Genomic DNA, 13,069 nt, shown 5'->3' on the forward strand with positions numbered 1-13,069 from the left:
GGTTAACAATTTGTAATATTCCTTGTTGACACCCTTACTGACAAAGAAAAAACTGAAATCAAGTCAGGATAAGGGTTGGAGTGCTTACTGCAAAAATTGTTAAGAAAGATCCCTATAAGGGATAGCTTAATAAGGGGGGCAGGGGGGATCGAACCTAAAATCCATTTTTAATTTAATTATAACCAGCTACATAGCTACTTAGCATAAAGAGTAACGATGAACCAAGAATCCCTCGCTTTTAGGAACAGGAGTGTCAAGAAGGAGTGATATTTAACGATTTACCTTGAATTTTCCTTTTTTTGCTGGCATTATCGCCAAAGACGTCGGGAAATCTATCTCTAGAGGCCCAATTTCGCCGCTAAAGCGATCGCTACCGGGAAAATGCGATGTTCTTGCACTTGAATGCGTTCATGGAGACTGGCGGTGGTATCATCGGGGAGAATGGGAACCACTGCTTGCATTAAAATTGGGCCACTATCTACCTCCGCGCGAGCGATATGCACAGTACATCCGGTCACTTTTACCCCTGCCGCTAAAGCTTGTTCCACGGCACGCACACCTTTAAAACTGGGTAGTAAACTAGGATGGATATTGATCACGCGATCGGGAAAAGCATCCAGTAACACTGGGGTGACAATTCGCATCCAGCCCGCCATAATTACCCATTTTACGCCGTATTCCTGGAAAGTTTCGACTATTGCCCGATCGAGTTCTTCTCTGGGTTTAAATTGACGATGATCGAGGAAAACCGCAGGGATATTGTAGTGATCGGCTTTTTCTTTTACCTTGGCATCGGGATTATTGTAGATGAGGACAGGAATTCGGGCATTGAGTTGTTTTTTGGCGATCGCTGCCGCCAAAACAGCAAAATTGGAACCACTACCAGAAGCCATCACTCCTAAAGAGAGGGTTTCCTCTAGGGGAATATCGGCCAAACTGAGATCGGGAGAAATTAAACTGGGGGAAATTGTCATAATATTTTATAACCGAGTTCGAGTGCATTGCAAAAGCTGTTGAGGCGATTCAGCAAAGCATTATAGTAAGGATAAGCATCATCCCGTTCCTCTTGGAGATAGGCATACAAGGTTAGCTCTGGCTCTGCAGCTAGGTGATTTTTAGGGATATCGAAACCGACTTCGGTTAGGCGCGTCGCTGCGATCGCAACTAGCAACGCCCCAATGGTATTAGACTCACCATTGTGAAGCTCCCTCAGTCCGGGTAAGATGATCTCGGCCCCTGGCAACTCATTGAGATTCATGATTGTTTCTCCTCTGGTGGACATTGAAAACGTTCAATCAAGTTCTCGACTCTGCTTCTCAGCACATCAGGGTTAAGAGAGGGTGAATCGAAAAAATCCCTATCCCCCTATCTCCCCTATCCCCGTTGTTTCAAACCCGTTTCAATAGCGGCAATGACTGTTTCTATGACTTTAACGCGGGCGAAATACTTGTCATTTGCCGCCACAATTGTCCAAGGGGCGACGGGGGTGCTAGTGCGGGCTACCATGTGATTAACTGCCACATGGTAGAGGGGCTGTTTTTCTCGATTGCGCCAATCTTCATCGGTGAGTTTATGTTGACGATAGGGGTTATTTTGGCGCTCGTTGAAGCGATTTAACTGTTCTTCGGGGCTAATATGTAACCAAAATTTGACTAAAACACAGCCTGAATGGGTTAATTGGGCCTCAAATTCGTTAATTTCTTGATATGCCCGCCGCCAGTCCATATCTTTAGCGAATCCTTCCACTCTCTCCACCAAAACCCGTCCATACCAACTGCGATCAAATATACCGATAGTTTTGGCTGCGGGTAATTTGCGCCAGAAGCGCCAGAGGTAATGATAGCGGTGTTCTTCCTCCGTCGGGGCAGCAAAGGCAATCACTTGATAACTGCGAGGATCGAGGGTATCGGTTAAGCGTTTGATCGCCCCTCCCTTGCCGGCGGCATCCCACCCCTCAAACAGGACTAAAACGGGAATATTTGCCTGAAAAATCTCTAATTGCAGTTTTCTTAATTCTACCTGTGCCTGACGCAAACGGATTTTATATTCTTCTTTTTCCAATTTGGCACTTAAGTCCACTCTCCCCAGATAATCGGGCTCCGTGGGCAGTAATTGGGCTTGGGGTGGTAGATTGACAGGAGGTTCGAGCGGTAATTGCCGCTGATCCAAAGCTTGAGCGATCGTACCGACTAATTGGGAGAGAACTTTTACCCGGGCCCAGCGTTGACAGTTGCCCTCCACCAATGTCCAAGGGGCAGCCCCCGTGCTAGTGTAGGTAATCATTTCCTCAGCTAAACTGGCATACTCATCATAACGTTTGGCCTGTTGCCAATCTTCCGGACGCACGCGCCAAGATTCTAGCTCATTTTCGGCGTATTCTTTGATGCGTGACTTTAATTCCTTTTGACTGAGATGAATCCAGAATTTAGCGATCGCGACCCGATCATCAAATAATTGTCGCTCAAAGGTGTTGATATCGCGCATAACTAGAGGAATCTGGGAGGAGGGCAATTTATTTAAGAGTCGATCCTCTAGTAGATGGGTGTACCAACTGTGATAAAAAATGCCAATACTGCCCTTTGCTGGCAGTTTTTGCCAAAATCGCCACAAAAACGGGTAACTTTCCTCTTGGGAGGAAGGGGTTAAAATTGGATGGACGGTAAAACCCCGAGGATCCATATAGTTAACCATTTTTTTGACTAAAGTTCCCTTGCCTGCCGCCGCCCAACCTTCCAAAACCACCACCACGGGTAATTTACATTCCCAACAGGACTGCTGTAGCGATCGCAGTTGTTCCATTAAATCTTTAATTTGTGATTGATAAGTTTCCTTGTCAAGGGAAAGAGATAGATCGAGGGGACTTAACATGATGGTCAAATAAAAGCAAAATTAGGGTATAAAGTTATAGACAAGTCAATTTCAAATAGGTATGATCGCGTGTCTCAAGTTAAACCTACCATTCTCGTTACTGGCGGTGCGGGTTATATTGGTTCCCATGCGGTTCTAGCGCTCAAAAATGCCGGTTATTCCGTCATCGTACTCGATAATTTATCCTACGGTCACGCCGAAATCATTAAGGATATATTAAAAGTTGAGTTAATTGTCGGTGATACCAGGGATCGATCGCTGCTGGATAATTTATTTGCTAGTCGTGATATTGCCGCTGTCATGCACTTTGCCGCTTTTATTGCCGTGGGGGAATCGGTGCAGGAACCAGCCATTTACTATCAAAATAATGTTAGTGGGAGTCTGACTCTTTTGCAAGCGATGATCGCCGCCGATGTGAAGAAATTTGTTTTTTCTTCCACCTGTGCTATTTATGGAATGCCGAAAGAAATTCCGATGACGGAAAGTCATCCCCATCATCCCCTTAGTCCCTACGCTGCCAGTAAGGAAATGGTGGAACAAATTCTTCGGGATTTTGATTCGGCCTACGGTTTAAAATCGGTGGCTTTCCGTTATTTTAATGCTTCAGGAGCCGATCCCAGTGGTTTATTAGGGGAAGATCACCAACCGGAAACCCATTTAATTCCCCTGGCTTTATTAACTGCCCTGAAAAAACGGGATTCCCTGTCAATTTTCGGCACGGATTATGATACTCCCGATGGCACTGCTGTTCGCGATTATATCCATGTCAATGATTTGGCACAGGCTCACGTTTTAGGCTTAGAATATCTCTTAAATGGGGGCGAAAGTAATGTGTTTAATTTGGGCAATGGTAACGGTTTTTCTGTGCGTGAAGTGATTGAAACAGCGCAAGCAGTAACTGGTTTAGATATTCCCGTAATCGAAAGTCCCAGAAGGGCAGGTGATGCCCCCATTTTAATCGGCAGTAGTGATAAAGCTAAACAGGTTCTCGGTTGGCATCCCCAATATGCCGATCTCAAGGTAATAGTTGAACACGCCTGGAATTGGCATCAAAAAAGACACGCTTAACAGTAAAAAACTGCTAGAGGCTGATAGTTTACTGTTATAAGCTTCCCTAGAATCCTCTCGAATACAATGGTATGAATAACCAAATAATCTTAATATTTATCGGCTTGACTTTTTTAGCAAGTTGTGCTGATAGTAAACAGTTTCAATGTCAAAAAATCTATCGGATTGCCAACGAAGTGGCCCAAGAAACCAAATCCTTAACCAACGGTCAAGGGAGAGAAATTGACCAAAAAAGTTGGCTATTAGCCGCCGATAAAATCGAACAGGGTGCGGAAAATATGAAAAAATTAGCAGTGAAAGATCCAGAACTAGAGAAATATAAAATCGCTTTCGCTCAAGTCTATGAAGATTATGCCACTGCCACTCGTGAAATAATTCAAGTTATCGAAACTCGCAATAAAAACGGGGCAAAATTAGCACAGGAAAAGGTAAGAAAAGCCGGACAATTAGAAAAAGAAACTGGCGAAGCTTTTAATACCTATTGTCAAGCACAGTAAAGCAGTTATCAGTTAGCAGTTATCAGTTAGCAGTTAGCAGTTAGCAGTTAGAAGGTGTTGGGGTTTTGGGGTATTAGTTGAAATTTCCCCATCTCCCTATCTCCCCATCACCTCACTTCTGTACTTTAGGGTTTAATTGCGTACAAAGTGCCGACATTTTTACTGCGAGGCATCCTGGAGAAGATGATAAAACCGAAGTCTTGCAGATGTTTGACTAAAGCATCGGGACCCTTTTTATGCCATTCCATCATGACAATTTTAATCTGTCCCAATTGACCAGTTGCCGCTAAAGAATCGAGGATTTCGTATTCGGAACCTTCACAATCAATCTTGGCAACTATATCGATATCGGGATAGTCAGAGGTAATACCTTTAAACACATCGGTGAAAGGTTTAAGAATTAAATCGGCTGTAGCTGTTTGTTTCGAGGCAAAAGGTTTTAATTGGTTGTCAATACCAGAAATACCAACACTACCTTTCACGGTGTAATCGTATTCGACTTGAATAATTTCATCACGAGCGCCGACTCCATAATCAAAAGCTTTAATCTTCTCCGCTAGATTAGGATTGAGGGCAAAATTTCTTAAAGCTTGGTCGTAGGTAGCCTTAAAAGGTTCGTAACTATAGACAGCTTTCACATTAGCTCGATTGGCAAAAAAGAGACTAGCAAAACCCGTATTCATACCAATATCAATCGCTACACAGGGCTTATCATAGAGGAAATTATATACACCTAAAAGGAAAATTTCATGGACGATATCTAAATCCTGTCCCGTCTCGATAATTAACTTAACTCCATCGATCTCGATAATTAATTCCTGTTGCTCATCGATATAAAATTTACAATCAGCCAGAGCTTTTAAGGCGTTAGCTTTGTTAAAAACTTTACTACCCAAGAGGAAATCTTGCTTATTTTTGCTTAAACTGACCCCTAAAGGTTTATAAAAAAGTTGACCAGATTTAGCATCATATTCCACATAATTAGGACTAATATTATGCTCTGCCAACTGACTAGACCAATATTGATCGGCAATATGGGGATAAGTCTTAAATTGCCGATAGCGTTTATGTGCATCTAACAGTTTTTGGTAAAGCATTGCTTGTCTAGCCTCGATTTTTTAGGATGGATGAAGGTAATTTTATGGACAAGTTTGACAAAGTTTGATAAGCTTGTCAAGAAAATCCCTCGTCTCTGAGCATCAGAAGTCAGGAAACCAATCTCAAACAAGGTAACACAGACCATCAGGAGTTAACACACGTTGAATTACTCTGATTTTATATTTTGGTGGATATTAATCCTTTTTAGTGTTCCTTTCCTAACGGCACGCTATATAGCGAAGTCCTTCAATCTCTGGCGAGGTGTTTTTGATGGGGTCGGATTAGCGGTGCTGTCCCTAATCCTGTTTTATTACGCCAGTCGCACCAGTTTCCTCGTTTTCATCGTTTCTCTAGCCTTTAACTACATTATGGTCTGGCTAGTGCTGAAAATGAGCGGCTGGAAAGCGAATCTCCTAGCCACTATCGTTATCGTCATCGATATTCTCGTCCTTGCCTACTTCAAGTATTTCGGCTTTTTTGTGCAGGAAATCATCGGATTATTCGTTTCCCTCCCCCCTAACTGGAAGGAACTTTCTCCGATTCCCGTGCCTAGCCAAATCCCACCGGGGGTATCCTTCTATACCTTCCAGATGGTGGCTTTCGTCGTGGACTCCCTACGCGAAAAGAAAAAGAAACCCCTAGCCGTCCTCGATTATGTCAATTTTATCTCCTTTTTCCCCCAAATTGTCGCAGGTCCGATCGAGCGTCGCCGGGATTTATTACCACAAATGGAGGGATTTCGCCTCAAATTTACAGGAGAAAACTTCGAGAAGGGTTTGCGTTGGCTTTCCCTCGGTTTATTTATGAAATTTGTCCTCGCCGATAACATTGCGCCCTACATCGAATTAGATAAGATGATCGACAATGCTTGGTATATCTGGTTTGAGGCCTTTTTATTCACCCTGAGAATCTATTTTGACTTCGGCGGTTATAGCTTTATTGCTGTTGGTTTAGCCTATTTTGTCGGCGTTAGATTGGAATTAAACTTTTTAGCACCCTACACATCCCAAAGTATTAACGAATTTTGGCGACGTTGGCATATTACTCTCAGCACTTGGTTTCGGGATTATGTGTTTTTACCCCTGATGGGTTCCAATAAAAATTGGGCGCCTTTTTATCTATTCATTACCTTTACTCTCTCTGGTTTCTGGCACGGTGCAGCTTGGAATTTCATCTTTTGGGGTGCTTACCACGGGGCATTATTATTATTACTCCGTTATCTGGGCCGACCTTTCTATGCTTTCGTCGGAAAATACGTTTCTCAGCCACAAATTATCTCCTGGGCTTTAACGCAATTGGCTGTCATTTTTGGTTGTCTCTTTTTCATGGAGGTTAACACCAGAAGATTAATCGGCAAAATGCTGGTTATTGCCAATCCTTTCAATTATTCCTTAGCTAATATCGGTGAGATTTTTAGTTCCTATAGTCTTAATCAAGGAGCAGTTTTAAGCGTTGCTTTAGTTCTTGGTATCATTGTTTTAATCCTCGAACATTTGGCTATTGCCCAGAAAAAATTTGAATATGAACTATTGTTATCCCCTTGGCTGTCTAAAATATTGCTATGTTTAACTATTCTCCTAGCTTCCACTAATACCGGTGACTTTATTTACTTTGAATTCTGATGAATACTAAATCCTTTAACCCTTTCCCCTGGTTAGCTTCTGTGGGAGTCGCTTGGTCCCTCGGCTTTGTTTATAATGTCATCTACGGCGGCGAATTAAGCTGGTTGCGGATGATGTACGAGGAAAAATCAGCGATCGCAGCAAAGGTCGAAGCACCGCGGCGTTTAATCGTCACGGCGGGATCGGGGGCGCATTATAGCATAAATTCGGAATTAATGGCCAAAGAATTGGGAATTCCGGTGGTTAACTTCGGTTTACAGGGGGACATCGGGTTAAATGTCATTGCCGCTATGATTCTCGAAAAAGCGCGCCAAGGAGATGTCATTCTGCTGATTCCTGAATATCTCATGCTCATGGATGAGGACGGTTTTAATCGCGGCGAAGGACTTTGGGGATCCGCACCTTTTAGCGTCGCTATTGGCAAACCGGGGTTAGGTGGAATACCTTTAAAAACCATGATCGAGGATACTTGGTTATTAGGTATTCCGGGGATGCGTCCAGTTACTAAATCGATGGTTGATTTATTCACTAAAGGCAGAATGACGGGTTATCTTTCCGATCCGATTACTAATACAGGTGATCCGACTATAGTTAAGGAAAGAACAGGGAAATGGTGGCAAATGACCTTTGATACGGCTGCTTCTCCTCATTCAATTAAATTGATTGAAAAACTCAAGAAAGATTTAGAAGCAAAAGGGGCGACTTTGGTAGTTTCTTTGCCCTGGGTTTATGCTAAAAATGATGGTAAAACCGTTGCTAATATTCGCAAATCTGCCGAAGAATTAAGTCGGGTTGTGCCAACAATTTACGACCCAAAAGACTTGAATATTAAGACCGATTCTACTATTTTTGCTGACACTCACTATCATCTTTTGCCCCCGGCGAGAATTATTCGTTCAGAACAATTAGTTTCGGAACTTAAACCCATCTTAAACACAACTGAGAATAAAAATCCATGAATAAACCAATAACTAAGATTTGCATTCTGGGGGGTGGTTTTGGAGGGTTATACACGGCACTAGATCTGAGTCGATTAACAGCAGTAAAATCGGGTCAATGGCAAATAACTTTAGTCGAACCGAAAGACCATTTTCTCTTTACTCCCCTTCTCTATGAACTAATTACAGGAGAATTGCAACGCTGGGAAATTGCCCCTTCCTACCGTCAATTATTAACAGGAACTCAGGTTAATTTAAAAACTCAAAAAGCCAGTAATATTGACTTAAACAATCATCAAGTATATTTAGAAAATGAGGAAGTTATAGATTACGATTACCTCGTTTTAGCGGTGGGAGTGCGGAATCGTTGGCCGGCTATACCGGGGTTAGCCGATTATGGGCTAACTTTTCGGAGTTTAGAGGATGTGGAAAAATTACAAATGGCAATTCATGACTTAGAAACTCAAGGAAAATCCTCAATTAATTTAGCAATTATTGGCGGCGGTCCCAATGGGGTAGAATTAGCCTGTAAGGTGGCTGATCGTTTAGGAAAAAAAGGCAAAGTTCATCTAGTGGAAAAGAACGAGGAAATACTGCAAAACTTCCCTAAATCGGTGCGTGTTACTTCCTATCGTTCCCTTTTAGTCAAGAATGTTAGTATCTATTTAAACACGGGATTAAAGGAAGTTAACGCTAATTCCATAACCGTATTTAAAGATAATATAAATGAGGTTATCCCCATTGATTTATTATTGTGGACAGCAGGAACTGAGGCACAGGATTGGATCAATAATTTAGATTGTCAGAAAACAGCACAAGGCAAATTATTAACCCGTTCCAGTTTACAATTAATCGACTATCCCGAAGTTTTTGCCGTTGGGGATATAGCCGAAATTTATCCTAGTAAACAGGTAATTCCTGCCACAGCACAAGCAGCCTATCAAGCAGCCAGTGTAGTAGCCAAAAATATCTCGGCAGTGATTAGAAAAAAATCGCTCAAATCCTATTATTATCTGCATTTAGGTGATATGTTAACCTTAGGTAAACAATCAGCCCTTGTCTCCAGTTTTGGCATTAATATTACTGGTAGATTAGCTGATATAATGCGTCGATTTGTCTATATACTGCGTTTACCCAGCAAACGTCATCAATTGAAAGTGTTTCAACATTGGGCAAAAAAAATTCTTCTCCGACTCCGTTATTCACAAGTGTTATCTAAACAACCGATTGAATCAAAAAATACTCGTTAATTGTAGTTAAAATCCATGAAAACCTTTCTCAAAAATATGGCGGCAGTTTGGCAAGCAATCCCAGAGATTCTCAAAAACCTTAAGTCTCTGAATAGTGCCTCCTCAAAATATCAAGATATACTAACAGAGTTACAAATTGACAATTATCTGCTAGAAAACTTGTATAAAAACCCAAAATATGATAGCCCTAAAAAACTAAACCGCTACGAATTTAAGGTTTTTTCGCAAGCGGGAGAAGATGGCATTACTAGCGAAATTTTTAATCGCATTGGAACCACAAATAAATTCTTTGTGGAATTTGGAGTTGGCAACGGTTTAGAAAATAATAGTACCTATTTGTTAGTGAAAGGATGGCAAGGTTATTGGATTGAAGGCAGTGAGCGATTTTGTAAAAGTATTCGCCAATCTTTTGAAGATTTAATTGCTAAGCAACAATTAACTTTAAAAAATACTTTTATCACTGCCGAAAATATTGAAGACTTGTTTCGAGAGGGCAATGTACCGACAGAATTAGATTTATTATCCATTGATATTGATGGTAATGATTATTGGGTCTGGCAAGCAATTACTAATTATCGTCCCTGGGTGGTAATTCTTGAATATAATGCTATTTATCCCCCCGAATCCAGTTGGGTGATGCAGTATAATCCCAGTCACCAATGGAAATATAATAGTCATATGGGATCAAGTTTGAAAGCTCTAGAAAAACTTGGTCATCAAAAGGGTTATAAATTGGTAGCTTGTAGTTTTTCGGGAGTGAATGCTTTCTTTGTGCGAGAAGATTTACTCGGAGATAATTTCTGTTCCCCTTTTAGTGCTGAAAATCATTACGAACCCGCGCGCTATTTTCTTTGTTCCCAAAAAGCTGGACATCCTCGCGCTTTTGGCAAATTTAAGACTATATGAGTCAGGGAAATTAACCGATAATTAATAACTTGTTGGAGCAGGTTAATTTAAGCAGCAACCAGGGTGAGAGCATCTTAAACGCTATTGACAATTGGCCAATTTTGTGATCCGTTTGCTGTGCGGGTATTTCAAGTGATACCAGTCAATCAGAATAGTCACGAAATCGACCCATTTGGTCGATTTTTGCTTAACAATTGAGATGGGCAATTTTCCTCAAATATGTCTGAATCGTCCTCTGGGTAAGCAACTCACCTAAAGTTCATTTTGTCAAGGATTGTTAAGATGCGCTTACCCTGTCCTCCTCTAGACCGTCTCCTGTCTCCTAATCTATTTGATTTTTGCAGGAGATATAATAAATCTATCGATTTTGACCCCTAAAAGCTGACAGCGGACGACGGAAATTGATTGCGGCAAAAAGCGCAAAAATGATTACAATCGATACAAAATATCAACGACTAGGATTAAATGGCTACTCATATTGTTACTGGTGTCGCGGGTTTTATCGGTTCTAACTTGGCAGAAAAGCTTTTAGAACAAGGAGATCAGGTGATCGGTATCGATCAATTTAACGATTATTACGACCCCAGTTTAAAGCGCAAAAATGCCCATATTCTAGCAAAATATCCCGAATTTAAGTTAATTGAAGCGGATATACAAGCCCTCGACTGGAGACAACTGTTGCCAGGAGTAGAAGTATTATTTCATCAGGCAGCCCAAGCGGGAGTCAGAGCAAGCTGGGGTGATGGATTTCGTCAATATACCGAAAGAAATATAAATGCTACTCAAATTATTCTTGAGGCCGCTAAGGAAACCCCTTCTTTACAACGGATGGTTTTTGCTTCCACCTCCTCGGTGTATGGCAACGCGGAAACGATGCCGACTCCGGAAACCCTTTGTCCCCAACCAGTTTCACCCTACGGCATCACCAAATTAGCGGCAGAAAGACTCTGTTGGCTATATCACCAGAATTTTAACGTTCCCGTCACTGCCTTGCGTTATTTCACCGTTTATGGACCGCGGCAACGTCCCGATATGGCTTTCCATAAGTTTTTTCAAGCAGCGATCGCGGGTAAACCAATCGGCATCTACGGGGATGGCAAACAAACCCGCGATTTTACCTTCATTAGCGATGCTGTAGCCGCTAATTTAGCCGCTGCCGTCGTGCCGGAAGCGGTGGGTGAGGTGTTTAATATTGGTGGTGGCAGTCGCGTGGTTTTACTGGATGTCTTGGATACGATGGAAAAAGTCATCGGTAAACCGATCAAGCGATCGCATCAAGGATTGGCCCGGGGAGATGCCCGTCACACCGCCGCCGATGTCACCAAAGCGCGTACTATTTTAGGTTATAACCCCCAAGTCTCTTTAGCCGAAGGATTAGCCCAAGAATGGCAGTGGATTCAGGGATTATATTGTTAAGTTAATTAGGGTCTGTTGAAAAAGTTTGTTGGTGGGGGCAGGGTGTGGGGTGTGGGGTGTAGGGTTTTACCCATTTTCAGGCGGTCAATTACCTAATTTTCAGGGAAAAGTGCCTAAATTTCCCCCCGATCACTCCCATGCCCGGCACTTTTTGATTTCAAAAAGTCTAAAAGTCTTACCCAACAAAGTTTTTAGCTTTATTCAGCAGACCCTACATATATAACCTATCGGGGAAGGGAGGGAGACGCTGACTTTTGCCATTGCCAGGTGGAACCTTGGCACGAGACAAGAGAATCGAGTCGCCCCCACCCTACTGTTCCTATTTCCGTTTCTTCAGGCTAGAAGCTAACCCTAATCCTCCCAATCCTAACAAGGCAACCACAGAACCCGGTTCAGGGACGCTAGTGGGTGGTGGAGAAGTAGTCCCCTCAAGGCTAAATTGGTAAGGGCCATCCGTAGGAAAAGAATCCCAACTTCCCCCTTGACTGTTACTTTTAACGAAACCATCACCAATCGTCCAACCAGGGAGTCCTGTTTGAGCGGCAGATGAGGTATACCCCCAAATATAAGACCCAGTACCACTTGAAATACCACTGACTAACCAGTAAGTGGTATTAGCGGCTAATGTGTACGGAGTAGCCAGGGTAAAGGTGTTATTGGCGAGAGAGGTGGTAATGGAAGCCGGGTTAGTAAAACTGGTTAGCTGAGTGCCGGGGGTTCCACTGCTGTTGCTATAGAGACGAACAAACAAGTTGGGATCGGCGGTGTTTTCTCCGAACAAAAGAGTAGCAGAATTAAGGTTATAACTGCTACTGCCAGTTGTAAAGCTTGATCCTTGCCAAACGTTAATGGCTACATCTCCTGTGCCATTATTTCCTTGAGATAAGTTCTCAACGAGGGTGACAGCAGAAGCTTGTTGTCCTAAACCTAGGGAAAGAAGGAGAGCAAGGCTACCCCCCCCCGAGTTTTGCCAGAATTTGCTGATTTTTGGTCATTTTTCCAATTTAAGGTTAAGAAGGTTGAAATTGTTCTTGATTGATGGTCTATCTTCTGAGCATCTGCTCGGAAAAAAGGTTTGTAGTAACTTAGCGCAGATTAACTCGCTAGGTTGTACGGCCTCGTCCGCAGAATATAGAATTTAGTGTAGAAATGTCAAGTTTTTAAGATAGGTAGATGATAAGTAGGGTTTGCGGCAAAAAGTTTGTTGGTGGGGGCAGGGTGTGGGGTGTGGGGTGTGGGGTGTGGGGTGTGGGGTGTGGGGTGTGGGGTTTTACCCATTTTCAGGCGGTCAATTACCTAATTTTCAGGGAAAAAGTGCCTAAATTTCCCCCCGATCACTCCCATATCCGGTACTTTTTGATTGACAAAAGGTCTAAAAGTCTTATCCAACAAGGTTTTTAGATTTA

The 13,069-nt window shown here is 42.5% G+C and carries 12 protein-coding genes; 7 read left to right on the forward strand and 5 right to left on the reverse strand.

Going from position 1 to position 13,069, the window contains the following annotated elements; genetic code table 11:
• Positions 1 to 338 precede the first annotated feature (338 nt).
• The 3 genes from purN to pap all read right to left on the reverse strand — a co-directional run bounded on the left by purN (position 339) and on the right by pap (position 2,868).
• Complete coding sequence (gene purN / locus IM473_RS20295) at positions 339 to 977, reverse strand: phosphoribosylglycinamide formyltransferase (RefSeq protein ID WP_287659846.1); 639 nt, start codon at positions 975 to 977, stop codon at positions 339 to 341.
• The gene (locus IM473_RS20300) at positions 971 to 1,258 is read right to left on the reverse strand and encodes a hypothetical protein (RefSeq protein ID WP_287659844.1); all 288 of its coding nucleotides are present in this window, start codon (positions 1,256 to 1,258) and stop codon (positions 971 to 973) included. Before IM473_RS20300 ends, purN begins: the two co-directional genes overlap by 7 nt.
• 116 nt (positions 1,259 to 1,374) lie before the next feature.
• Complete coding sequence (gene pap / locus IM473_RS20305; protein WP_287659843.1) at positions 1,375 to 2,868, reverse strand: polyphosphate:AMP phosphotransferase; 1,494 nt, start codon at positions 2,866 to 2,868, stop codon at positions 1,375 to 1,377.
• A 69-nt stretch (positions 2,869 to 2,937) separates the two neighbouring features.
• Here pap and galE point away from each other — a divergent pair, with 69 nt between their 5' ends.
• The gene (gene galE, locus IM473_RS20310; RefSeq protein WP_287659842.1) at positions 2,938 to 3,936 is read left to right on the forward strand and encodes a UDP-glucose 4-epimerase GalE; all 999 of its coding nucleotides are present in this window, start codon (positions 2,938 to 2,940) and stop codon (positions 3,934 to 3,936) included.
• A gap of 71 nt (positions 3,937 to 4,007) precedes the next feature.
• On the forward strand, positions 4,008 to 4,433 hold the full coding sequence (locus tag IM473_RS20315) for a hypothetical protein (protein ID WP_287659841.1): 426 nt from the start codon (positions 4,008 to 4,010) through the stop codon (positions 4,431 to 4,433).
• 125 nt (positions 4,434 to 4,558) lie between these two features.
• Here the strand turns inward: IM473_RS20315 and IM473_RS20320 are convergent, their stop codons facing one another.
• Positions 4,559 to 5,530: an FkbM family methyltransferase gene (locus IM473_RS20320; RefSeq protein ID WP_287659840.1), complete on the reverse strand. Its 972-nt coding sequence runs from the start codon at positions 5,528 to 5,530 to the stop codon at positions 4,559 to 4,561.
• A gap of 162 nt (positions 5,531 to 5,692) precedes the next feature.
• On the opposite strand from IM473_RS20320, the gene IM473_RS20325 reads away from it, so the two are divergent.
• From IM473_RS20325 to IM473_RS20345, 5 genes are all read left to right on the forward strand, one after another.
• The gene (locus IM473_RS20325; RefSeq protein WP_287659839.1) at positions 5,693 to 7,153 is read left to right on the forward strand and encodes an MBOAT family O-acyltransferase; all 1,461 of its coding nucleotides are present in this window, start codon (positions 5,693 to 5,695) and stop codon (positions 7,151 to 7,153) included.
• Positions 7,153 to 8,112 carry a hypothetical protein gene (locus IM473_RS20330; RefSeq protein ID WP_287659838.1) on the forward strand — a complete coding sequence of 320 codons (960 nt, stop codon included), beginning with the start codon at positions 7,153 to 7,155 and terminating at the stop codon, positions 8,110 to 8,112. Before IM473_RS20325 ends, IM473_RS20330 begins: the two co-directional genes overlap by 1 nt.
• Positions 8,109 to 9,341, forward strand: a complete 1,233-nt coding sequence (locus IM473_RS20335) for an NAD(P)/FAD-dependent oxidoreductase (RefSeq protein WP_287659837.1) — start codon at positions 8,109 to 8,111, stop codon at positions 9,339 to 9,341. Before IM473_RS20330 ends, IM473_RS20335 begins: the two co-directional genes overlap by 4 nt.
• 15 nt (positions 9,342 to 9,356) lie before the next feature.
• Positions 9,357 to 10,247 carry an FkbM family methyltransferase gene (locus tag IM473_RS20340; protein WP_287659836.1) on the forward strand — a complete coding sequence of 297 codons (891 nt, stop codon included), beginning with the start codon at positions 9,357 to 9,359 and terminating at the stop codon, positions 10,245 to 10,247.
• 465 nt (positions 10,248 to 10,712) lie between these two features.
• Positions 10,713 to 11,663 carry an NAD-dependent epimerase/dehydratase family protein gene (locus IM473_RS20345; protein WP_287659835.1) on the forward strand — a complete coding sequence of 317 codons (951 nt, stop codon included), beginning with the start codon at positions 10,713 to 10,715 and terminating at the stop codon, positions 11,661 to 11,663.
• Positions 11,664 to 11,982: 319 nt separating this feature from the next.
• On the opposite strand, the gene IM473_RS20350 is transcribed toward IM473_RS20345, so the two are convergent.
• The gene (locus IM473_RS20350) at positions 11,983 to 12,648 is read right to left on the reverse strand and encodes a choice-of-anchor R domain-containing protein (RefSeq protein ID WP_353845159.1); all 666 of its coding nucleotides are present in this window, start codon (positions 12,646 to 12,648) and stop codon (positions 11,983 to 11,985) included.
• Positions 12,649 to 13,069 lie beyond the last annotated feature (421 nt).

It is taken from the genome of Microcystis sp. M015S2 (genome assembly GCF_020245945.1).
In the GTDB taxonomy this organism is placed as follows: domain Bacteria; phylum Cyanobacteriota; class Cyanobacteriia; order Cyanobacteriales; family Microcystaceae; genus Microcystis.

Bases quoted from the DNA above. Each gene is read 5' to 3' on its own strand.
- pap (WP_287659843.1), bottom strand. From the start codon at position 2,868: ATGTTAAGTCCCCTCGATCTATCTCTTTCCCTTGACAAGGAAACTTAT.
- IM473_RS20340 (WP_287659836.1), top strand. From the start codon at position 9,357: ATGAAAACCTTTCTCAAAAATATGGCGGCAGTTTGGCAAGCAATCCCA.
- IM473_RS20300 (WP_287659844.1), bottom strand. From the start codon at position 1,258: ATGAATCTCAATGAGTTGCCAGGGGCCGAGATCATCTTACCCGGACTG.
- IM473_RS20330 (WP_287659838.1), top strand. From the start codon at position 7,153: ATGAATACTAAATCCTTTAACCCTTTCCCCTGGTTAGCTTCTGTGGGA.
- IM473_RS20315 (WP_287659841.1), top strand. From the start codon at position 4,008: ATGAATAACCAAATAATCTTAATATTTATCGGCTTGACTTTTTTAGCA.
- IM473_RS20320 (WP_287659840.1), bottom strand. From the start codon at position 5,530: ATGCTTTACCAAAAACTGTTAGATGCACATAAACGCTATCGGCAATTT.
- IM473_RS20335 (WP_287659837.1), top strand. From the start codon at position 8,109: ATGAATAAACCAATAACTAAGATTTGCATTCTGGGGGGTGGTTTTGGA.
- IM473_RS20345 (WP_287659835.1), top strand. From the start codon at position 10,713: ATGGCTACTCATATTGTTACTGGTGTCGCGGGTTTTATCGGTTCTAAC.